The 21067-nt window shown below is 61.9% G+C and carries 20 protein-coding genes; 13 read left to right on the forward strand and 7 right to left on the reverse strand.

Annotated features, from left to right (window positions below):
- Positions 1-40: 40 nt before the first annotated feature.
- The 5 genes from alc to LUU92_RS20230 all read left to right on the forward strand — a co-directional run bounded on the left by alc (position 41) and on the right by LUU92_RS20230 (position 5701).
- Positions 41-1036 (forward strand): allantoicase, encoded by a 996-nt coding sequence (gene alc / locus LUU92_RS20210; protein WP_071490783.1) that lies wholly within the window; start codon positions 41-43, stop codon positions 1034-1036.
- A gap of 124 nt (positions 1037-1160) precedes the next feature.
- Complete coding sequence (locus tag LUU92_RS20215) at positions 1161-1664, forward strand: ureidoglycolate lyase (protein ID WP_071490784.1); 504 nt, start codon at positions 1161-1163, stop codon at positions 1662-1664.
- Between the two features lie 51 nt (positions 1665-1715).
- Positions 1716-2999, forward strand: a complete 1284-nt coding sequence (locus LUU92_RS20220) for a urate hydroxylase PuuD (RefSeq protein ID WP_071490785.1) — start codon at positions 1716-1718, stop codon at positions 2997-2999.
- Positions 3000-3131: 132 nt separating this feature from the next.
- Positions 3132-4478 carry a nucleobase:cation symporter-2 family protein gene (locus LUU92_RS20225; protein ID WP_071490786.1) on the forward strand — a complete coding sequence of 449 codons (1347 nt, stop codon included), beginning with the start codon at positions 3132-3134 and terminating at the stop codon, positions 4476-4478.
- A gap of 437 nt (positions 4479-4915) precedes the next feature.
- The gene (locus tag LUU92_RS20230; RefSeq protein WP_028617274.1) at positions 4916-5701 is read left to right on the forward strand and encodes an outer membrane protein OmpK; all 786 of its coding nucleotides are present in this window, start codon (positions 4916-4918) and stop codon (positions 5699-5701) included.
- A gap of 3 nt (positions 5702-5704) precedes the next feature.
- Here the strand turns inward: LUU92_RS20230 and LUU92_RS20235 are convergent, their stop codons facing one another.
- Positions 5705-6829, reverse strand: a complete 1125-nt coding sequence (locus LUU92_RS20235; RefSeq protein ID WP_071490787.1) for a patatin-like phospholipase family protein — start codon at positions 6827-6829, stop codon at positions 5705-5707.
- A 30-nt stretch (positions 6830-6859) separates the two neighbouring features.
- Positions 6860-7795, reverse strand: coding sequence for a lipid A biosynthesis lauroyl acyltransferase (locus LUU92_RS20240; protein ID WP_257102559.1), 936 nt, complete (start codon positions 7793-7795; stop codon positions 6860-6862).
- A 119-nt stretch (positions 7796-7914) separates the two neighbouring features.
- On the opposite strand from LUU92_RS20240, the gene minC reads away from it, so the two are divergent.
- The 8 genes from minC to LUU92_RS20280 all read left to right on the forward strand — a co-directional run bounded on the left by minC (position 7915) and on the right by LUU92_RS20280 (position 15983).
- A complete protein-coding gene (gene minC / locus LUU92_RS20245; protein WP_071490789.1) occupies positions 7915-8652 on the forward strand; it encodes a septum site-determining protein MinC in 738 nt (245 codons plus the stop codon).
- A gap of 166 nt (positions 8653-8818) precedes the next feature.
- On the forward strand, positions 8819-9631 hold the full coding sequence (gene minD / locus LUU92_RS20250; RefSeq protein ID WP_071490790.1) for a septum site-determining protein MinD: 813 nt from the start codon (positions 8819-8821) through the stop codon (positions 9629-9631).
- A 3-nt stretch (positions 9632-9634) separates the two neighbouring features.
- On the forward strand, positions 9635-9889 hold the full coding sequence (gene minE / locus LUU92_RS20255) for a cell division topological specificity factor MinE (protein WP_010208824.1): 255 nt from the start codon (positions 9635-9637) through the stop codon (positions 9887-9889).
- A 96-nt stretch (positions 9890-9985) separates the two neighbouring features.
- Positions 9986-10621, forward strand: coding sequence for an RluA family pseudouridine synthase (locus tag LUU92_RS20260; protein WP_015885133.1), 636 nt, complete (start codon positions 9986-9988; stop codon positions 10619-10621).
- 186 nt (positions 10622-10807) lie between these two features.
- The gene (locus tag LUU92_RS20265; protein ID WP_071490791.1) at positions 10808-12097 is read left to right on the forward strand and encodes a M18 family aminopeptidase; all 1290 of its coding nucleotides are present in this window, start codon (positions 10808-10810) and stop codon (positions 12095-12097) included.
- Positions 12098-12224: 127 nt separating this feature from the next.
- A complete protein-coding gene (locus tag LUU92_RS20270; protein WP_163034621.1) occupies positions 12225-12401 on the forward strand; it encodes a hypothetical protein in 177 nt (58 codons plus the stop codon).
- Positions 12402-12453: 52 nt separating this feature from the next.
- Positions 12454-14619: a mechanosensitive ion channel family protein gene (locus tag LUU92_RS20275; protein WP_071490792.1), complete on the forward strand. Its 2166-nt coding sequence runs from the start codon at positions 12454-12456 to the stop codon at positions 14617-14619.
- 17 nt (positions 14620-14636) lie between these two features.
- Positions 14637-15983 carry an amidohydrolase gene (locus LUU92_RS20280; protein WP_071490793.1) on the forward strand — a complete coding sequence of 449 codons (1347 nt, stop codon included), beginning with the start codon at positions 14637-14639 and terminating at the stop codon, positions 15981-15983.
- A gap of 113 nt (positions 15984-16096) precedes the next feature.
- On the opposite strand, the gene LUU92_RS20285 is transcribed toward LUU92_RS20280, so the two are convergent.
- The 5 genes from LUU92_RS20285 to LUU92_RS20305 form a co-directional block, all read right to left on the reverse strand.
- Entirely contained in the window at positions 16097-16318 is a 222-nt protein-coding gene (locus LUU92_RS20285) for an MbtH family protein (RefSeq protein ID WP_071490794.1), read from the reverse strand.
- A gap of 82 nt (positions 16319-16400) precedes the next feature.
- The gene (locus LUU92_RS20290) at positions 16401-17795 is read right to left on the reverse strand and encodes an aspartate aminotransferase family protein (RefSeq protein ID WP_092243138.1); all 1395 of its coding nucleotides are present in this window, start codon (positions 17793-17795) and stop codon (positions 16401-16403) included.
- 264 nt (positions 17796-18059) lie between these two features.
- Complete coding sequence (locus tag LUU92_RS20295; protein ID WP_071490796.1) at positions 18060-18827, reverse strand: N-acetylmuramoyl-L-alanine amidase; 768 nt, start codon at positions 18825-18827, stop codon at positions 18060-18062.
- A gap of 124 nt (positions 18828-18951) precedes the next feature.
- A complete protein-coding gene (locus LUU92_RS20300) occupies positions 18952-20274 on the reverse strand; it encodes an ATP-binding protein (RefSeq protein WP_071490797.1) in 1323 nt (440 codons plus the stop codon).
- Positions 20271-20951: a response regulator gene (locus LUU92_RS20305; RefSeq protein ID WP_071490798.1), complete on the reverse strand. Its 681-nt coding sequence runs from the start codon at positions 20949-20951 to the stop codon at positions 20271-20273. The genes LUU92_RS20300 and LUU92_RS20305 overlap by 4 nt, the downstream gene beginning before the upstream one ends.
- Between the last annotated feature and the right edge of the window lie 116 nt (positions 20952-21067).

Raw genomic sequence — 21067 nt, forward strand, 5'->3', positions numbered from 1 at the left:
CGACCATCCCCAGCCACTTTATCTAAGGCAGACAAGAAGAATGAAAGCTTACGCCGTACCTTTCGAAAAGTTCGTCAACCTGGCCGACGCCCGCCTGGGCACCAAGATCATCTCCGTCACCGATGACTGGTTCGCCGACGCCAACCGCCTGTTCCAGCCGACCCCGGCTGTATGGAAGGAGGGCGTTTTCGATGACAACGGCAAGTGGATGGACGGCTGGGAGTCGCGCCGCAAACGCTTCGAAGGCTACGACAGCGCTGTGATCCGCCTGGGTGTGCCAGGCTCGATCAAAGGCGTGGACATCGACACTTCATTCTTTACCGGCAACTTCCCGCCATCGGCCTCCCTGGAAGCCTGCTTCCTGACTTCGGGCGAGCCGGATGACAACACCCAGTGGGTCGAAGTGCTGTCCGCCGTCGAGTTGCAAGGCAACAGCCACCACTATCACGAGATCCACAACGACCAGGCCTTCAGCCACCTGCGTTTCAACATCTACCCGGACGGCGGCGTGGCGCGCCTGCGCGTATACGGCGTGCCGTTTCGCGACTGGTCCTCGGTGGGCGACAACGAACAGGTCGACCTGGCGGCAGCACTCAACGGTGGCCGTGCCCTGGCCTGCTCCGATGAACACTTCGGTCGCATGAGCAACATCCTCAATCCAGGCCGTGGCATCAACATGGGCGACGGCTGGGAAACCGCGCGTCGTCGCACACCGGGCAATGACTGGGTGATCGTGGCGCTGGGTCACCCGGGCGAGATCGAGAAGATCATCGTCGACACCCTGCACTTCAAGGGCAACTACCCGGACACCTGCTCGATCCAGGGCGCGTTCGTGAAGGGCGGCACCGACAGCCAGATCGAAACCCAGTCGCTGTTCTGGCGCGAACTGCTGCCGGCGCAGAAGCTGGAAATGCACGCCGAACACACCTTCGCCGAGCAGATCAAGGCGCTGGGGCCGATTACCCACATCCGCCTGAATGTGTTCCCGGATGGGGGCGTAAGTCGCCTGCGGGTCCTCGGTAAGGTAGCGAAATAAGGGTGGACCCCATCGCGGGCAAGCCCGGCTCCCACAGGAGTATGCGGTCAAATGTGGGAGCCGGGCTTGCCCGCGATAACGGTAGACCAGACACCATCACACTCGAAAATTTAAGAAGACAGCCATGCGCACACTGATGATCGAACCCCTGACCAAAGAAGCCTTCGCCCCTTTCGGAGACGTTATCGAAACCGATGGCAGCGATCACTTCATGATCAACAACGGGTCGACCATGCGCTTTCACAAGCTGGCGACGGTGCAAACCGCGACGCCGGAAGACCACGCAATCATCAGCATCTTCCGCGCCGATGCGCAGGACATGCCGCTGACCGTGTGCATGCTGGAACGACACCCGCTGGGCAGCCAGGCTTTCATTCCGCTGCTCGGCAACCCCTTTCTGATCGTGGTCGCGCCACTTGGCGATGAACCTGTATCGGGCTTGGTCCGCGCCTTCGTCACCAACGGCAGGCAGGGCATTAATTACCATCGCGGCGTCTGGCACCACCCGGTGCTGACGATCGAAAAGCGGGATGACTTCCTGGTGGTTGATCGCAGTGGCACAGGCAATAACTGCGATGAGCATTTTTTCAAAGAGGATGAGCGGTTGATCCTCGCCCCCCACCAATAAGAGAAGGTCTGATCACCCGACAACAAGGGTGACAGGCGAGAGGTAAAGACTGTGGAAGCACATTTGATGGAATGGCTGAACCTGAGCGTGCGCTGGGTTCACATGATCACGGGCGTCGCGTGGATCGGCGCTTCTTTCTACTTCGTCTGGCTGGAAAACAACCTCAATCGCGTCAACCCCAAGAGCGGCCTGGCCGGTGACTTGTGGGCGATCCACGGTGGCGGTATCTACCACCTGGAAAAGTACAAACTGGCCCCACCGACCATGCCGGACAACCTGCACTGGTTCAAATGGGAGGCCTACTTCACCTGGATGTCGGGCATTGCGCTGCTGTGCGTGGTGTTCTACTGGAACCCGACGCTGTACCTGCTGGCCCCGGGCAGCAGTCTCAGTGGCCCGGAAGGCGTGTTGCTGGGCATTGGCTCACTGTTCGCCGGCTGGTTCATCTACTCCTTCCTCTGCGACTCGGCCCTGGGCAAGCGCCCTGCCCTGCTCGGTTTCATCCTGTTCGTGCTGTTGATTGCCGCCGCGTACGGCTTCAGCAAAGTGTTCAGTGGGCGGGGTGCGTACCTGCACGTGGGTGCGGTGATCGGCACCATCATGGTGGGCAACGTGTTCCGCATCATCATGCCGGCACAACGCGCGCTGGTGGCGGCGATCGCGGAAAACCGCACGCCGGACCCGGCGCTGCCCGCCAAAGGTCTGCTGCGTTCGCGTCACAACAACTACTTCACCTTGCCGGTGCTGTTCATCATGATCAGCAACCACTTTCCGAGCACCTACGGCAGCCAATACAACTGGCTGATCCTGGCGGGCATCGCGGTGGCGGCGGTGTTGGTGCGCCACTACTTCAACACCCGGCATAACAGCCAGAAGTATGCGTGGACGTTGCCGGTGGGTGCACTGGCAATGATCTGCCTCGCCTACGTGACCGGCCCCAAGCCGGTGGCCGAAGTGGCCAAGGCCCCGGCGGCCATCGAGTACCAACCGTTGCCGGAAACCGCACTGGGCGGTGGCTTGAAACCGGCAGCGCCTGCCGCCCCCGCCGCTGAACCTGCTCCGGCCCAGGCGACGATTGATTTCGACAAGGTCCACGGGGTGATCCAGGAGCGCTGCGCCGTGTGTCACTCGGCCAAGCCCACCAGTCCGTTGTTCAGTACGGCTCCAGCGGGTGTGATGTTCGACACCCCGGCGCAGATCCAGCAGCAGGCCGCACGTATCCAGGCGCAGGCCGTGGCGAGCCAGATCATGCCGCTGGGCAACATCACCCAGATGACCCAGCAGGAGCGGGATTTGATTGGCACCTGGATCAACCAGGGGGCGCGTACCAACTGACAGGCTGGCGCAGATCCAAAGGTGGGAGGGGGCAGGCCCCCTCCCACAAGGGTCTCCAGGGTTTTGAAGATCGAGTTCCACCCGGCAATTGAATGCCGAACAACACAACAATAAAAAGATCCGAGGTGTTGCATGACCGAGTTAGCCGAACCGCAGATTCCCGCCGCACCCGCCCTGGTGCGGCTGCCCCTCTTGCAACTGATTCTGGTAGGCCTGCAACACGTCTTGCTGATGTACGGCGGCGCCGTCGCCGTGCCCTTGATCATTGGCCAGGCCGCAGGCCTCGGCCGTGAAGAAATCGCCTTTCTGATCAACGCTGATCTGCTGGTCGCCGGCATCGCCACCCTGGTGCAGTCGTTCGGCATCGGCCCGGTGGGCATTCGCATGCCGGTGATGATGGGCGCCAGTTTTGCCGCCGTCGGCAGCATGGTCGCCATGGCCGGCATGCCCGGTATCGGCTTGCAGGGCATCTTCGGCGCGACCATCGCTGCCGGGTTCTTTGGCATGCTGATCGCACCGTTCATGTCCAAGGTCGTGCGTTTTTTCCCGCCGTTGGTGACCGGCACGGTGATCACCGCGATTGGCCTGTCGCTGTTTCCCGTGGCGGTGAACTGGGCCGGCGGTGGCAGTGCCGCCGCGACTTTCGGCTCACCGGTCTACCTGGCGGTTGCCGCGCTGGTATTGGCCACCATCCTGCTGATCAACCGCTTCATGCGTGGCTTCTGGGTGAACATCTCGGTGCTGATCGGCATGGGCCTGGGCTACGCCTTGTGCGGCGCCATCGGCATGGTCGACCTCAGTGGCCTGGCCCAGGCGCCGTGGGTGCAGGTGGTGACGCCGTTGCACTTCGGCATGCCCAAATTCGAGTTGGCGCCGATCCTGTCGATGTGCCTGGTGGTGGTGATCATTTTTGTCGAGTCCACCGGGATGTTCCTCGCGCTGGGCAAGATCACCGGCCAGGACGTCACGCCGAAAATGCTGCGGCGCGGCCTGCTGTGTGATGCCGGTGCATCGTTCTTTGCCGGGTTCTTCAACACCTTCACCCACTCTTCGTTCGCGCAGAACATCGGCCTGGTGCAGATGACCGGCGTGCGTTGCCGTTCGGTGACGATGATGGCCGGCGCATTTCTGATCGTGCTCAGCCTGCTGCCCAAGGCGGCGTACCTGGTCGCGTCGATCCCGCCGGCGGTGCTGGGCGGCGCGGCGATTGCCATGTTCGGCATGGTGGCGGCGACCGGGATCAAGATCCTGCAGGAAGCCGATATCGCCGACCGGCGCAACCAATTGCTGGTGGCGGTGAGCATCGGCATGGGCCTGATCCCGGTGGTGCGCCCGGAGTTCTTCGCGCAGCTGCCGCTATGGATGAGCCCGATTACCCACAGCGGTATCGCCATGGCCACCCTCAGCGCGTTGTCGCTGAATATCCTGTTCAACATTCTCGGCGGTTCTGAACGACCAGCCGTTGCTCCTACGCATTGATTCCTTCGTTCGCACAAAAACAATAACGAAACAGGGAACATCAACATGCACACCGCTCACCTGGGGCCGGTCACAAGCCGTGCCCCATTCTCGCCCCGCGCGCGCTGTAACGGCGCACTTGAGCCCAGGCCTGGGAGCCAGTATTCTCCGCGCCCGCTCGAATCGACTCAAAAAAAAACAGCGAATGTAAAAGCTGACTGCAAGGCCAACTTATCCCGGCCTAATGTCTGCGGCCAAAGTGCGCAAATGTCCTCTGAATTCGACTGCATCTCATGCAGCCGACGGGGATTTTTTGGCTTTTTAAACACCTTGGCGCAGCTCTTGCTAAAAGCACTAAAGCTGACCGAACAGACGATTTTTGCAGCGAACCAAAAGGCGCCACACCAGAGCGCCTGCGTAGAAGAAAAACCATAAAACTTTAACTCGGGAGCAACCGAATGAAACCTATGTTCAAAGGCCTGATGCTGGCGGGATCCCTGCTGGCCGGTGGCCAAGCCGTGGCCGGTGACCTGTTGCAGTGGCAGAACAACAGCCTGACTTACTTGTGGGGCAAGAGCTTTACCGTCAACCCGCAGATTCAGCAAACCGTCACGTTCGAACATGCCGATGCGTGGAAGTACGGTGATAACTTTATCTTCGTCGACCGCATCTTTTACAACGGCAAGGAAGACGGCAACGTCGGCCCCAGTACGTATTACGGCGAAATAAGCCCACGTCTGTCATTCGGCAAAATCTTCGATAAAGACCTGTCCTTCGGCCCCATCAAGGATGTATTGCTGGCGTTCACTTACGAGTTCGGCGAAGGCGACAACGAGTCGTACCTGCTCGGGCCAGGCTTTGACTTGAACATCCCCGGTTTCGATTACTTCCAGCTGAACTTCTACCAACGCCAGACCGAAGGCAATCGCCCAGGTGACGGCGTCTGGCAGATCACGCCGGTCTGGTCCTACACCATCCCAGTGGGCAATTCCGACGTGCTGATCGACGGCTTCATGGACTGGGTGACGGACAACGACAAGAACGCCCGTGGCACCTACCACGCCAACCTGCACTTCAACCCGCAGGTCAAATATGACCTGGGCAAGGCGCTGCATTGGGGCGACAAGCAGTTGTACGTGGGTTTTGAATACGACTACTGGAAGAACAAGTACGGGATCGAAGATTCCGGCGCGTTCAAGACCAACCAGGACACGGCGAGCTTCCTGGTCAAGTATCACTTCTGACCGTCAGGCCAGGCCGAGGAATTTCGACAATTCCTCGCGCTTGGCCAACGCATCCCGTCGCCCCAGCTCGATCAATTCACTGCAATACCCCGCCTCGAACAGCAGGTAACTCAACACCCCCGCCCCGCTCGTCTTGGTCGCCCCCGGCCCGCGCAGAAACAAGCGCAACGCCGCCGGCAGTTCCTGGCGATGCCGCGCCGCGATCTCGTCGATCGGCTGGCTGGGTGCGATCACCAGCACCTCCACCGCCGCCACCCCCGGCGCGACATGGCTGAACTGGTTCAAGCGTTCGAGCAATTCGATATCGCTTTCCAGGCTGTCAATGAACGTGCTGTTGAGCATATGCCCACCGATCTGCGCCAGGGTCGGCTCCTGGCCGGTGTAGCTGCGCTGTACCGCCGGCTCATTGCCCCGCGGGTTGCCGCTGACACCGACCACCAGCACGCGGCTGGCGCCCAGGTGCAACGCCGGACTGATCGGCGCCGACTGCCGCACGGCGCCGTCGCCGAAGTATTCCTGGTCGAGTTTGACCGGGGCGAACAACAAGGGGATCGCCGAACTGGCCAGCAGGTGTTCGACCGTCAGTTGAGTCGGCAGGCCGATACGGCGGTGGCGCAACCAGGCGTCGATGGTGCCGCCGCCCTGATAGAAGGTCACTGCCTGCCCGGACTCATAACCAAAAGCCGTAACCGCCACCGCATGCAGGTGTTTGTTGCGGATGGCTTCGTCGATGCCGTCCAGATGCAGCTTGTCTTTGAGCAGCGCCTTCAGCGGCGTGCTGTCGAGCAGTGCCACCGGTACTTGTGCGCCCAAGCCCAGCAGGCTGTGGATCAGGAAACGGCTCGCCTGGCGGATCACCCCCGGCCAGTCACTGCGCAGCACCAGATGGCTGCTGAAGCCCTGCCAGAAAGCGGTAAGGCGTTGGATCGCGGCGGTGAAGTCCATGGCGCCACTGGCCAGGCTTACCGCATTGATCGCACCGGCCGACGTACCGACGATCACCGGAAAAGGATTGGGCGCCCCCGGCGGCAGCAACTCGGCAATCGCCGCCAATACCCCCACCTGATACGCCGCTCGCGCCCCGCCGCCGGAAAGAATCAAGCCAGTAACCGGTTCAGCTGGGCGCATTGCGTCACTCCATGTGGGGAAATGTCTGTCTTATCGACGGCGTTTTTCGTACAGCTTGGGTTCACCCGGTGGCCGGCTCTTGAAGCGGCGGTGGGTCCACAGGTATTGCTCGGGGCATTCACGCACGGAGGCTTCAACCCATTGGTTGATGCGCAGGCAGTCGACTTCATCGCTTTCGCCGGGGAAGTCGGTGAGCGGCGGGTGGATCACCAGACGGTAACCGCTGCCATCGGCCATGCGCTGTTGAGTGAACGGCACCACCAGTGCCTTGCCCAGCTTGGCGAACTTGCTGGTGGCCGGCACGGTAGCGGCCTGGATGCCGAACAACGGCACGAAGATACTTTGCTTGGCGCCATAGTCCTGGTCCGGTGCGTACCAGATGGCACGGCCGGCGCGCAGCAGCTTGAGCATGCCGCGCACGTCTTCACGCTCCACGGCCAGGGAATCGAGGTTGTGACGTTCGCGGCCACGGCGCTGGATATAGTCGAACAGCGGGTTGCCGTGCTCGCGGTACATACCATCGATGGTGTGCTTCTGCCCCAACAACGCTGCGCCAATTTCCAGGGTGGTGAAGTGCAGGGCCATGAGGATCACACCCTTGCCATCCAACTGCGCCTGCTTGAGGTGTTCCAGGCCTTCGACGTGGGCCAGGCGCGCCAGGCGCTGGCGCGACCACCACCAGCTCATGGCCATTTCAAAGAACGCGATGCCGGTGGAGGCAAAGTTTTCCTTGAGCAACTGTTTACGCTCTTTGGCGGATTTTTCCGGGAAGCACAGTTCCAGGTTGCGTGCGGCGATGCGGCGGCGTTCGCCGGCCACGCGGTACATGCCGGCGCCCAGCAGGCGACCGATGGTCAGCAGCGCGCGGTACGGCAGTTGGGTGACCAGCCACAACAGGCCGAGCCCCAGCCATAACAGCCAGAAACGCGGGTGAAAAAATACAGCTCGAAAACGCGGGCGATCCATTACAGATTCCGGTAAAGACAAGGGCCGCGCATTCTACAACGGTTCGACCCGGCTTGCGGCCAGTGAGTGTTCTCGTTATAAGTCTCGACACTTTTCGCGACAAGCCGCTTTTGCCGACCATGAGCCAAACCGAACCGCTAGACCAAGATCCCGTGTTCCAGCTGAAAGGCAGCATGCTCGCCATCACCGTACTGGAACTCGCCCGTAACGACCTCGACGCCCTGGACCGCCAACTTGCGGCCAAGGTCGCCCTGGCGCCGAACTTCTTCAACAACGCCCCGCTGGTGCTGGCCCTGGACAAGTTGCCCGCCGACCAGGGCAGTATCGATTTGCCCGGCCTGATGCGCGTGTGCCGCTCCCATGGCCTGCGCACCCTGGCGATTCGCGCCAGCCGTATCGAAGACATCGCGGCGGCCATCGCCATTGAACTGCCAGTACTGCCACCGTCCGGCGCGCGCGAGCGTCCACTGGAACCATTGGTCGGCGAAGAGAAGAAAAAACCGGAAAAACCACCCGAGCCTGCGATCAAGCCTACAAAGATCATCACCTCGCCCGTACGCGGCGGGCAGCAGATTTACGCCCAGGGGGGCGACCTGGTGGTGGTCTCCTCGGTCAGCCCGGGGGCGGAACTTCTCGCCGATGGCAACATCCATGTATACGGCCCGATGCGCGGACGTGCCCTCGCCGGCATCAAGGGTGATACCAAGGCCCGTATTTTTTGCCAGCAGTTGACCGCTGAGCTAGTGTCCATCGCAGGCCAGTACAAGGTTTCAGAAGATTTGCGCCGTGATCCGCTGTGGGGGGCTTCGGTGCAGGTCAACCTGTCGGGCGATGTGTTGAACATCATCCGTCTTTAACGGATACTGCCGCATTTTCCAAGCATCTCTAGACTCTGATAGCACAGCGAAACCGGCATTACTTATGTAGGAATTTTTTATTCCTACAAGGCTGTCCGCCTGCAGCGAGTTCCAAGAGATGTTTTTCAGGGACTGAAAAGTCCTTTTTCCTTAGGGGTGAAACACCTTGGCCAAGATTCTCGTGGTTACATCCGGCAAGGGTGGTGTGGGTAAGACCACCACCAGCGCCGCTATCGGTACCGGCCTCGCTCTGCGCGGCCACAAGACAGTTATCGTCGACTTCGACGTCGGTTTGCGTAACCTCGACCTGATCATGGGCTGCGAACGCCGCGTGGTGTATGACTTCGTCAACGTGGTCAACGGTGAAGCCAACCTGCAACAGGCCCTGATCAAGGACAAGCGCCTTGAAAACCTGTACGTGCTGGCCGCCAGCCAGACCCGTGACAAAGATGCGCTGACCAAAGAAGGCGTGGGCAAAGTCATCGCCGAACTGGCAGAAACCTTTGAATACGTGGTGTGCGACTCCCCCGCCGGCATCGAGACCGGTGCTCACCTGGCGATGTACTTCGCCGATGAAGCCATCGTGGTGACCAACCCGGAAGTCTCCTCGGTACGTGACTCGGACCGCATGCTCGGCCTGCTGGCCAGCAAGTCCAAGCGCGCCGAAGAAGGCCGCGATCCGATCAAGGAGCACCTGCTGCTCACCCGCTACAACCCTGAGCGTGTCAGCAACGGCGAGATGCTCGGCGTTGAAGACGTAAAGGAAATCCTCGCAGTGACCCTGCTGGGCGTGATTCCAGAATCCCAGGCGGTGCTGAAAGCCTCCAACCAGGGTGTGCCGGTGATTCTTGATGACCAGAGCGACGCCGGCCAGGCGTACAGCGATGCCGTCGATCGCTTGCTGGGCAAGACCGTGGAACACCGCTTCCTCGATGTCAAGAAGAAGGGATTCTTCGAGCGTATCTTTGGAGGCAACTAAACAATGAAATTTCTCGACTTCTTTCGCGCCAACAAAAAGCCTACGACCGCGTCGGTCGCGAAAGAGCGTCTACAGATCATCGTGGCGCACGAACGCGGCCAACGCAGCACCCCGGACTACCTGCCAGCCTTGCAGAAGGAACTGGTCGAGGTGATCCGCAAGTACGTCAATATCGGCAACGATGACGTGCATGTCGCCCTGGAAAATGACGGCAGCTGCTCGATTCTGGAACTCAATATCACCCTGCCTGATCGTTGATCGAACAGGCGGCCGCCACGGCGGCTCGGTCACCTTGATCCCTTTTCGGGAACCGGGTGGGCGAGCCGCCGTTGGCGTTTGTTACGAGGCTGTTTGATGCCGCTGTCCAATATCCACATCCTGTATCAGGACGCCGCCGTCCTGGTGGTGAACAAGCCCACCCTGCTGCTCTCGGTGCCTGGCCGCGCCGACGACAACAAGGACTGCCTGATCACCCGCCTGCAGGAAAACGGCTATCCCGAAGCCCGTATCGTCCATCGCCTGGACTGGGAAACCTCGGGCATTATCCTGCTGGCGCGGGATGCCGATACGCACCGTGAGCTGTCCCGCCAGTTTCATGACCGTGAAACCGAAAAGGCCTACACCGCCCTGGCCTGGGGCCAACCGGAACTGGACAGTGGCAGCATCGATTTGCCGCTGCGCTACGACCCACCGACCAAGCCGCGGCATGTGGTCGACCACGAGTTCGGCAAGCACGCGCTGACGTTCTGGAAGGTGCTGGAGCGTTGCGGGGACTGGTGCCGCGTCGAACTGACGCCGATCACCGGGCGCTCGCACCAGTTGCGTGTGCACATGCTCTCCATCGGCCACCCGCTGCTGGGTGACGGCCTGTATGCCCATGAGCAAGCCCTGGCCGCCTGGCCACGCCTGTGCCTGCATGCGAGCATGTTGAGCTTCACTCACCCGCAAAGTGGCGAGCGGTTGCGCTTCGAGTGCCCCGCACCGTTCTAAAGCTGTCAACGCAGTCAATCTGGGAGGGGCGGTGCGATGATTCCACTGGCCTGCGATGGCGGAGTGTCAATCACTGTATGGGTTGGCTGACCCACTGCCATCGGGGGCAAGCCCCCTCCCACATTTGTGCTGTGCACTTCTTGCCATCGAACGGTAAACTCCGCGCATTGCTGTCTGGAGCTATTTATGCGCGAAGCGTTGAATCAAGGCCTGATCGACTTCCTCAAGGCCTCCCCTACTCCTTTTCATGCCACTGCCGCCCTGGCCCAGCGCCTGGAAGCGGCCGGCTACCAGCGTCTCGACGAACGCGAAACCTGGGCCACCGAGGCCAACGGGCGCTATTACGTGACCCGTAACGACTCCTCGATCATCGCCTTCAAGCTTGGCCGTCATTCGCCGCTGCAGGGCGGTATCCGCCTGGTTGGCGCCCACACCGACAGCCCGTGCCTGCGGGTCAAGCCCCAGCCCGAGCTGCAACGCCAGGGTTTCTGGCAACTGGGCGTGGAAGTCTACGGCGGCGCGCTGCTGGCGCCGTGGTTCGACCGCGACCTGTCCCTGGCCGGCCGTGTGACCTTCCGCCGCGACGGCAAGGTCGAAAGCCAGTTGATCGACTTCAAGCTGCCGATTGCCATCATCCCCAACCTGGCCATTCACCTGAACCGTGAAGCCAACCAGGGTTGGGCGATCAATGCCCAGACCGAGCTGCCGCCCATCCTCGCGCAATTTGCCGGTGACGAGCGCGTGGACTTCCGCGCCGTGCTCACCGATCAACTGGCACGCGAACATGGACTCAACGCCGACGTGGTGCTCGACTACGAGTTGAGCTTCTACGACACCCAAGGCGCTGCGGTCATCGGCCTGAACGGTGACTTCATCGCCGGCGCACGCCTGGACAACCTGCTGTCGTGCTACGCCGGCCTGCAAGCCCTGCTCACCAGCGACAGCGAAGAAACCTGCGTGCTGGTGTGCAACGACCACGAAGAAGTCGGCTCCTGCTCGGCGTGCGGCGCCGATGGCCCGATGCTGGAGCAGACCCTGCGTCGCCTGCTGCCGGAAGGTGATGAATTCGTACGCACCATTCAGAAATCCCTGTTGGTCTCAGCCGATAACGCCCATGGCGTGCACCCGAACTATGCCGACAAGCACGACGCCAACCACGGCCCCAAGCTCAACGCCGGCCCGGTGATCAAGGTCAACAGCAACCAGCGCTACGCCACCAACAGCGAAACTGCCGGGTTCTTCCGCCACCTGTGCATGGCCCAGGAAGTACCGGTGCAGAGCTTCGTGGTGCGCAGCGACATGGGCTGCGGCTCAACCATCGGCCCGATCACCGCCAGCCACCTGGGCGTGCGCACCGTGGACATCGGCCTGCCGACGTTCGCCATGCACTCGATCCGCGAACTGTGCGGCAGCCATGACCTGGCGCACCTGGTCAAGGTGTTGGGGGCGTTCTACGCGAGCCACGATCTGCCCTGATCTGAATGTGGGAGGGGGCTTGCCCTCTCCCACATTGGTGTTGTGTACCCCTGATCTATATCACCTGCACTTCTCATAATCCGACCTAGACTTGTCAGTATTCCCACTCCGACAAGGCCGTCGCACCATGATCTCCATGTCTTCCTTCCACGCCATGCTTATCCCTATCCTGATCGGCATGATCATGTTGGCCGTGGGTTTCAACTTTCGCGACAAGCCCCTTGGCGTGTTCGGCATGTGGCTCGGCATGCTGCTGATCCTGGGCACCGTGGTGTACAAGATCCTCGCCAAACTGGCCGAATGACGCTTGCACTCGTACACTCGCTCAACCCGTCGTTTCCAAGGTTGACCGCCTCGTGCTTTCCCGTCTGTTTGCCCTGCCCTGCTACTGCTTGATCGCCCTGCTCACCTTGCTGCCGCTCACGCCTGCCCATGCCGTGGGTTTGCCCGGCCTGCTCGGCACCACCAACAAGACCCAACCCCAGGCCGAAGTGCCGCTGGGGCAGTCGCTGGACGAGGTGATCAAGACCCTGGAAAACGACCAGCAGCGCACTCAGTTGCTGAGCGACCTGAAAAAGCTGCGTGCCGCCACGCAAAAGGCCCAGCCGGCCGCCGAGGAAGGTGTGCTGGGCTTGATCGGCGGCACCCTGGCCAATCTCGAGGCACAGTTTTCGGGCGCCGACAGCCCGCTGGGGCGCTGGTCCAACGAGGTCGACCTGGCCAAGGAAGAACTCGGCGCGCTGATGCTGCCGGCCAACGAATGGCTGCCGATCATTTTCGGTTTTGCCCTGATCCTCGCGGTGTGGAGCCTGCTGGCGTACGCGCTGATCTGGCTCAGCCATCGAGTGCGCGAACGTTTCGGCCTGCCTGAAGAATTGCCGCAACATCCACGCACCTGGGACATGGTGCGCTTCGCCCTGCGCAAGCTCGGCCCGTGGATGATCGCCCTGGTGATCACGGTGTACCTGAGCTACGCCCTGCCCTCGTCCCTGGGCAAGTCCCTGGCGATGGTGCTGGCCTACGCACTGGTGGTGGGCACCTGTTTCTCGGCGATCTGCGTGATCGCTTTTTCGGTACTCGACGGCCCGCACCGTCATCGCGCGCTGTATATCCTGCGCCACCAGGCGTTCCGCCCGCTGTGGTGGATCGGCAGTTTTGCCGCCTTTGGCGAGGCCTTGAGCGACCCGCGACTGGTCCAGGCCCTGGGCCAGCACCTGTCCCACACCGCCGCGACAGTCGCCAATGTGATGGCGGCGCTGTCGACCGGTGTATTCATCCTGCGTTTCCGCCGGCCCATCGCCCACCTGATCCGCAACCAGCCGCTGTCGCGCCGCCTGACGCGCCGCGCCCTCAGCGACACCATCGAAATCATCGGGTCCTTCTGGTACATCCCGGCCTTGCTGCTGGTGGGTATCTCGCTGTTCGCCACCTTCGTCTCGGCTGGCGATACCAGCACCGCCTTGCGCCAGTCCCTGCTGTGTACGGTGCTGCTGGTGCTGTGCATGGTGATCAACGGATTGGTGAGACGCCACGCGCTCAAGCCGCAACGCGGTCACAAGCGCCACGCGCTGTATTCCGAACGCCTGAAAAGCTTCGTCTACACCCTGGCCCACCTGATCGTGTGGCTGGTGTTTATCGAGTTGGGCCTGCGGGTGTGGGGCCTGTCGCTGATCCGCTTTACCGAAGGCGATGGCCATGAAGTCAGCGTCAAGCTGTTCGGCCTGGCCGGGACCTTGTTGTTCGCCTGGCTGATCTGGATCCTCAGCGACACGGCGATCCATCATGCCCTCACCCGCTCGCGCAAGGGCCTGGCCAATGCCCGTGCGCAGACCATGATGCCGTTGATCCGCAACGTGCTGTTCGTGACCATCTTTATCATTGCTGCCATTGTCGCCCTGGCGAACATGGGCATGAACGTCACGCCGCTGCTGGCCGGTGCCGGTGTGATCGGCCTGGCCATCGGTTTTGGCGCGCAGTCGCTGGTGGCGGACTTGATCACCGGCCTGTTCATCATCATCGAAGACTCCCTGGCCATCGACGACTACGTGGATGTGGGCGGCCACCTGGGCACCGTGGAAGGCCTGACCATCCGTACCGTACGCCTGCGGGATATCGACGGCATTGTGCACACCATCCCGTTCAGCGAGATCAAGAGCATCAAAAACTACTCGCGGGAGTTCGGCTACGCGATCTTCCGGGTGGCGATCCCGTACAACATGGAAATCGACGACGCCATCAAGCTGATGCGCGACGTCGGCCATAAAATGCGCAACGACCCGCTGCAACGCCGCAATATCTGGTCGCCCCTGGAGATTCAGGGGGTGGAGAGTTTCGAGTCGGGCAGCGCGATCCTGCGGGCACGGTTCAAGACGGCGCCGATCAAACAGTGGGAAGTGTCGCGGGCGTTCAACCTGTCGCTGAAACGGCATCTGGATGAGGCAGGACTGGATCTGGCTACGCCGCGTTTGAGTGTGCAGGTGGTGACCGCCGGCACGGTGCAGGAGAAAGATCAACAACAATAAACTCAGGAGAGGTCCTTATGCGTTTAACCGGTCTGACACACCAATGGGCTTTCGGCATGCTGTGCGCGGTAGCCAGCAGTGTCGTGATTGCCGCCAGCAGCGACCAGGACAGGGCCCGGGAGACAATCGCCACCCAGGCAACAGCACTCGAGCCGGCGCTGCTGGAAACCCGACGCGACATTCACGCCCACCCTGAACTGGGCAACACCGAGACTCGCACGGCCGAGTTGGTCGCCAAGCAACTGCGTGACCTGGGCCTCGAGGTCAAGACCGGCGTCGCGCGCACGGGCGTGGTCGCCGTACTCAAAGGCGCCTTGCCCGGCCCGACCGTCGCCTTGCGTGCCGACATGGATGCACTACCGGTGAAGGAAGTCGCCGACTTGCCTTTCGCCTCCAAAGCCAAGGGCACCTACTTGGGCAAGGATGTCGACGTGATGCACGCCTGCGGCCACGACGCCCATGTCGCCATCCTGCTGAGCACGGCGAAGATCCTGACCGGCATGCGCGAGCGCCTGCCCGGCACCGTGGTGTTCTACTTCCAACCGGCCGAAGAAGGCCCGAGTGATTTCATCCCCGACGGTAAAAATACCTGGGGAGCCAAAATGATGGTGCAAGAAGGCGTGATGAAGGCGCCCAGGCCGGACGCGGTGTTTGGCCTGCATGTATGGGCGGGTGTACCCGCCGGCCAGATTGCCTACCGCCCGGGACCGACCCTGGCCAGCTCGGATGACTTGCGCATCAAGATCCTCGGCAAACAGACCCACGCCGGTCGCCCCTGGGACGGCATCGACCCGATCACCGTGGGCGCAGAGACCATCGTCGGCCTGCAAACCGTGATCAGCCGCCGCACCGACATTTCCTCGTTCCCCTCAGTGGTGAGCATTGGCACCATCAACGGTGGCACGCGCTACAACATCATCCCTGAGTCGGTGGACATGACCGGCACCATTCGCTCCTACGACTACGGCATCCGCCAGAAACTGCACGCGGATGTGCGGCAGACCGTGGAAAAAATCGCCGAAAGCGGCGGCGCCAAGGCTGAAGTCACCATCATCGAGAAGTACGACCCCACCATCAACAACCCGGCATTGACCGAGAAGATGCTGCCGAGCCTGCGCTGGGCGGCCAAGGATGACGTGGTGCACAGCCCGCTGGTGGGCGGCGCCGAAGATTTCTCGTTTTATGCCAAGGAAGCACCGGGGCTGTTTGTGTTCCTGGGGGTGACGCCGAGAGATCAGGATATGAGCAAGGCGGCGCCGAACCACAACCCGGGGTTCTTTGTGGATGAATCAGCGTTGGTGGTGGGGGTGAGAACGTTGGCGGCGTTGGCGACGGATTACCTGTACGCCAACCAGGCACTGTAAAGCGTTTCTGTGGGAGCGGGCTTGCCCGTGATGGCGGTGTGTCAGGCGATGTATTCGATGACTGATAAACCGCTATCGCGGGCAAGCCCGCTCCCACATTTGATTTGCGGTGCTTAAGCGAGCGTGGCGCCATCCATCTTCTGGCGCAGGCTCAGTGGACGCATATCGGTCCAGACTTCTTCGATATAGGCCAGGCACTCTTTCTTCAGGCCGCTCTTGCCCACGGTGCGCCAGCCTTCCGGTACGGCCTTGTAGTCGGGCCAGATGGAATACTGTTCTTCATGGTTGACCACTACCTGAAACAGGATGTCGTCGCGGTCAAATACTGAGGTCATTGCTGTTCTCCATCGCTATAAGGCTGGCTGCGCACCGTGCGCAGTACCGATATCTGTAGAAACGTACCAGGCTGGCAAAAAATTAGAGGCTGGCGACCGCCGCCGCCAACGCACGTCCGAAGATGTCCGCCACCCGGTCCACTTCGCTGGCGGTGATCACCAGCGGCGGCAGGAAACGCACCACGCTGCCATGCCGACCGCCCAGTTCGAGGATCAGCCCGCGCTTGAGGCATTCACGCTGCACCAGCGGCGCCAATTGGCGATGCACCGGCGGATGACCTTGAATGTCCGGCGTGCCAGTCGGGTCGACCAGTTCCACGCCGAGCATCAGCCCGCGACCACGAATATCCCCCAGGTGCGGGAAGTCGCGCTGCAGGATGCGCAGGTGTTCACCGAGGCGCTCGCCCATGGCCGCCGCATGACCGGCCAGGTCATGGTCCTTGAGGTAGCGCATCACCGCCGACCCCGCCGCCATGGCCATCTGGTTCCCACGGAAGGTCCCGGCATGGGCGCCCGGCAGCCAGGTGTCGAGCCAGTCGCGGTACACCACCACCGCCAGCGGCAGGCTGCCGCCGATGGCCTTGGACATCACCACCACATCCGGGATGATCCCGGCGTGCTCAAAGGCAAACATCTTGCCGGTACGGCCGAAACCACTCTGGATCTCATCGACGATCAACGCCACGCCCGCCTGCTCGGTGATACGGCGCAGGCCGCGCAGCCAGTCCAGGTCAGCCGGAATCACACCGCCCTCGCCCTGCACCACTTCGACAATCACCGCCGCCGGCAGTAATACACCGGCCTCCGGATCATTCAGCAGGTTTTCCAGGTAGTGCAGGTTGACCCGCACGCCTTCCGCGCCGCCCAAGCCGAACGGGCAACGATAGTCGTAGGGGTATGGCAGAAATTGCACGCCACTGCCGAGCAAGGCACCCAGGGGTTTCTTCGGCCCCAGACTCCCCATCAGGCTCAAGGCGCCCTGACTCATGCCGTGATAACCGCCCTGGAATGACAATACGGTGCTGCGCCCGGTGGCAGTGCGCACCAATTTCAATGCGGCTTCCACCGCATCGGTGCCGGTGGGGCCGCAGAACTGGATTTTCGCTTCCCGCGCCAGCGCCGGCGGCAACAAACCGAACAGGTCCTGCACGAACTGGTCCTTGACCGGGGTGGTCAGGTCCAGCGTGTGCAGGGGCAATTCATCAGCCAGCACCTGTTGAATAGCCTCGATCACGACCGGGTGGTTATGCCCCAGCGCGAGGGTGCCGGCGCCGGCCAGGCAGTCGATGAAGCTGCGCCCTTCGACGTCCTCCACGTAAATCCCCTTGGCACGCTTGAGTGCCAGGGGAATGCGCCGCGGGTAGCTGCGGGCATTGGATTCCTGTTGGCGCTGACGGGCCAGCAGCGGGGTTTCGTCGAACTGGTAAAGCGTTTCATGCACCTGGGCGTCTTCGATACGGCTGGTAGCGACTGACATTTCTCGATCCCTCAATACGCTGATGATGGTGACCAAACTGCCGATCCGCTGGCGTCTGGCCCCAAGGGGCATGCGCACGGATTTCCTGTTCTGGAAACGCACCAGCGTCGAGGGGATTTAGGGCCTTTGATCACTCGCCAGTGAATACAAAACCAAATGTGGGAGGGGGCTTGCCCCCGATAGCAATGGATCAGTCACTGGTGTCGGGACTGACAGAGCGCAATCGGAGGCAAGCCCCCTCCCACATTGGAATTGCGTTCGGCGTCAAAGACCGCGGTATTTTTCGTTCAGTGCATACAAAATCGCGCAGGTCTCCGCATCCAGGAACCCGCAGTAATCCCGCGCCCGAAAGTGCATCTGAAACGCCCGCGTCCTCTGTTCAAACCCTTGCCGGTTCTTCGCCGGCGCATAGCCATAGCGTTGAAACGCCCGCTCCACCTCGACCTCCGGCGGCAGGCCCAGGCAAAACCGGCGCTGATACATCGCCCGTGTCGCCTCATCAAACCAGGCCCCCACTCCCGCTTCATGCAGACACCGCCACGGCAGCCGCGGCCCAGGATCACTCTTGCGACCGAACGCCACGTCCGCATGCCCGAGGATGTCGGTGGGCCCGATCTGCGGGTATCGCTCAAGAATGTCGCGAACCAGTGCAATCAACACGTCGGTCTGTTCCGGCGCATAGGCCGCAAAGGTGAACACACCGCCGTCATCCCGCGCCTGGTTGACGATCTCGATGCCAATCGAGCGGCTGTTGAGGTTGTCGCGCCCCGCCCAATGGCTCACCCCGGCGTGCCAGGCGCGCTGGTCTTCCTCCACCAACCGGAAGACACGCAGCTCTTCATAGCCAGCCGCGCGATAGTCGGGCTCATCAGGGTCGGGCAGCAAGTAGTGTGCACTCACCCCATCCTGAGTCAGGGTGCGCAGTGAGGCACCAAAAGGCGCTGCGGTGTAATGCAGGATCACCTGCCGCACGGGCTCGCCGTTGCGATCGTTGAAGCCTCTGGCAGGGAAACTGGTATCGATGACCAACATGAGAACCGTCCTTTTTCAATACAGGCCGAGTCATTCAGCCCGTTCAAGCGCAAAAAATTACCGCCATCCTGAAGGCTTCAACTTCAGGAGGGCGGTAGCTATTTGGCACTTGAAAGAAAAGTGATCAGCAGCGCAGTGGCATACCCAGGTCAACGCGCAGTCCGTCCGGCCCGCTGTCGAACTTCAACGAGCAGGAACAGCGCTGCACGATCGCTTGCACGATCGCCAGGCCCAGGCCACAGCCTTCGCTGTTACCGTTGCGCCAGAAGCGTTGGGTCAGGTACTGCAAGTCCTCGGGGGCAATCTGCTTGCCGTGGTCACGCACGCGGAACACCACATTATCGGCGGCGGTGAATACGCTGAGTTCCACCCGGGTATCGGTCGGCGTGTGGCGCAACGCGTTGTCCAGCAGGTTACGCAAGGCGGCGACCGCCAGGCCCACCGGCATGTCCACCGGGGTGGCCGAAAGGTCGTCCGGCAGGATCAGGTCGATGCGCGAATTGTCACCGGCATTGGCATCCTGGATCGCCAGGCGCGCTACTTCTTCGGCGCTGGAGTGCATGCCATCGTCAAACGACAGGTTACCCTCGACCCGTGCCAGCAACAGCAATTGCTCCAGGGTCCGATGCAGGCGGTCGGCGCCCTCCTCGGCATGGGCCAGGGACTGGTCGCGGGCCGCGCCTTCGGTCATGCGCGCCACTTGCAGGTGGGTCTTGATCGCGGTGAGCGGGCTGCGCAGTTCGTGGGCCGCGTCACCGGTGAGGCGGCGCTCGCGCTCGATGGTCTTGGCAATGCGTTGCAACAGCTGGTTCTGGGTGTCCAGCAGTGGCTCGAGTTCGCTGGGCAACGGGTGGATCTGCAACGGTTCAAGGGAATCGGCACTGCGGCGCATCAAGGCGTCACGCATGCGGTTGAGCGGCAGCAGGCTCTGGCCGATGCCCAGCCACAACAGGCACAGGCAGCCGAGCATCGCCACGCCCACCGGCACCGACGCCGCCAGCAGGATCGACAGGTTCAGCGCCTCGCGCTCCACTTGCCGGTCGGCCGTGGTGATCAGCAGGTCGCCACGGGACAGGGTGAAACTGCGCCAGCCCACGCCATCGACGACCTGGTCGCGAAACCCGCTCTTGCGCGACTCCAGCCCCTCATCCGGCGTGGTGTGGCTGCGCGCCAGGATTTCCCCGCGCAGGGAACTGACCTGGCAGGCCATGCCGCCGGGCACATTCAATTGTTCAGCGCTGAAATGCGCGCCGCCGCTGACGCTGGCCAGGCCGGGCATCTGTTCGGTCAGCCCCGCCACCATGCGCGCCGACGCCACCAGGCGCTGGTCGAGGGAGAACATCATCTGGTTGCGCAGGTCGTTGAGCATCCAGGCCGCCGCCAGGGCCCAGATCAGCACAAAGGCGGCGCCGAGCTTGAACGTCAGGCGCAGGCGCAGGCTTTTCACGATACGTCCTCGCCCCCATCGGCTGGGCCCAGGCGGTAGCCGAGGCCGCGCACGGTCTCGACAATGCCGTTGCCCAACTTGCGCCGCAGGTGGTGGATATGCACGTTGAGCGCGTTGCTTTCCAGTTCGTCGTTGAAGCCGTAGACGCTGTCCTTGAGCTGTTCGCTGGACAGCACCCGGCCTTTGTTGTGCAGCAGGGCTTGCAACAGCGCCTGCTCGCGACGCGACAGGTCAACCGGCTCGCCGCCCAGGAAGGTTTCGCGGCTGCTGGGGTCGTAGGCCAGGCGGCCATGCTCGATCAGGTTGACACTGCGCCCTGCCACCCGTCGCAGCAGGGTTTGCAGGCGCGCGGCGAGTTCGCGCAGGTCGAAGGGTTTGAGCAGGTAGTCATCGGCGCCGGCTTGCAGGCCGTCGACGCGATTGGTCACCGAGTCCCGCGCGGTGAGGATCAGCACCGGAATCTCCAGGCCCTGGCTGCGCTGTTGCTGCAACAACTTCAGGCCGTCTTCATCCGGCAGGCCCAGGTCGAGCACCATGATGTCGAACGTCGCCGCCTTGAGCATCGCGCGTGCGGCGCCCGCCGTGGCCACGTGTTCAACGGTGAAACCCTGGGCGGTGAGGCCGGCCACAATGCCGCTGGCGATCAGTTTGTCGTCTTCACAGACCAGTACGTGCATGGTGAACCCTTCATGAAAGATGGGGAGATTAAAGGGGCAGCGGATTAAGCGCAGATTATGCCGCTAAACACCCCTCACTCAATCTAGAATAGCCGTGGTTAATCATCGGTTAATCA

This window comes from Pseudomonas extremorientalis (assembly GCF_024584605.1).
Classification (GTDB): Bacteria; Pseudomonadota; Gammaproteobacteria; order Pseudomonadales; family Pseudomonadaceae; genus Aquipseudomonas; species Aquipseudomonas extremorientalis.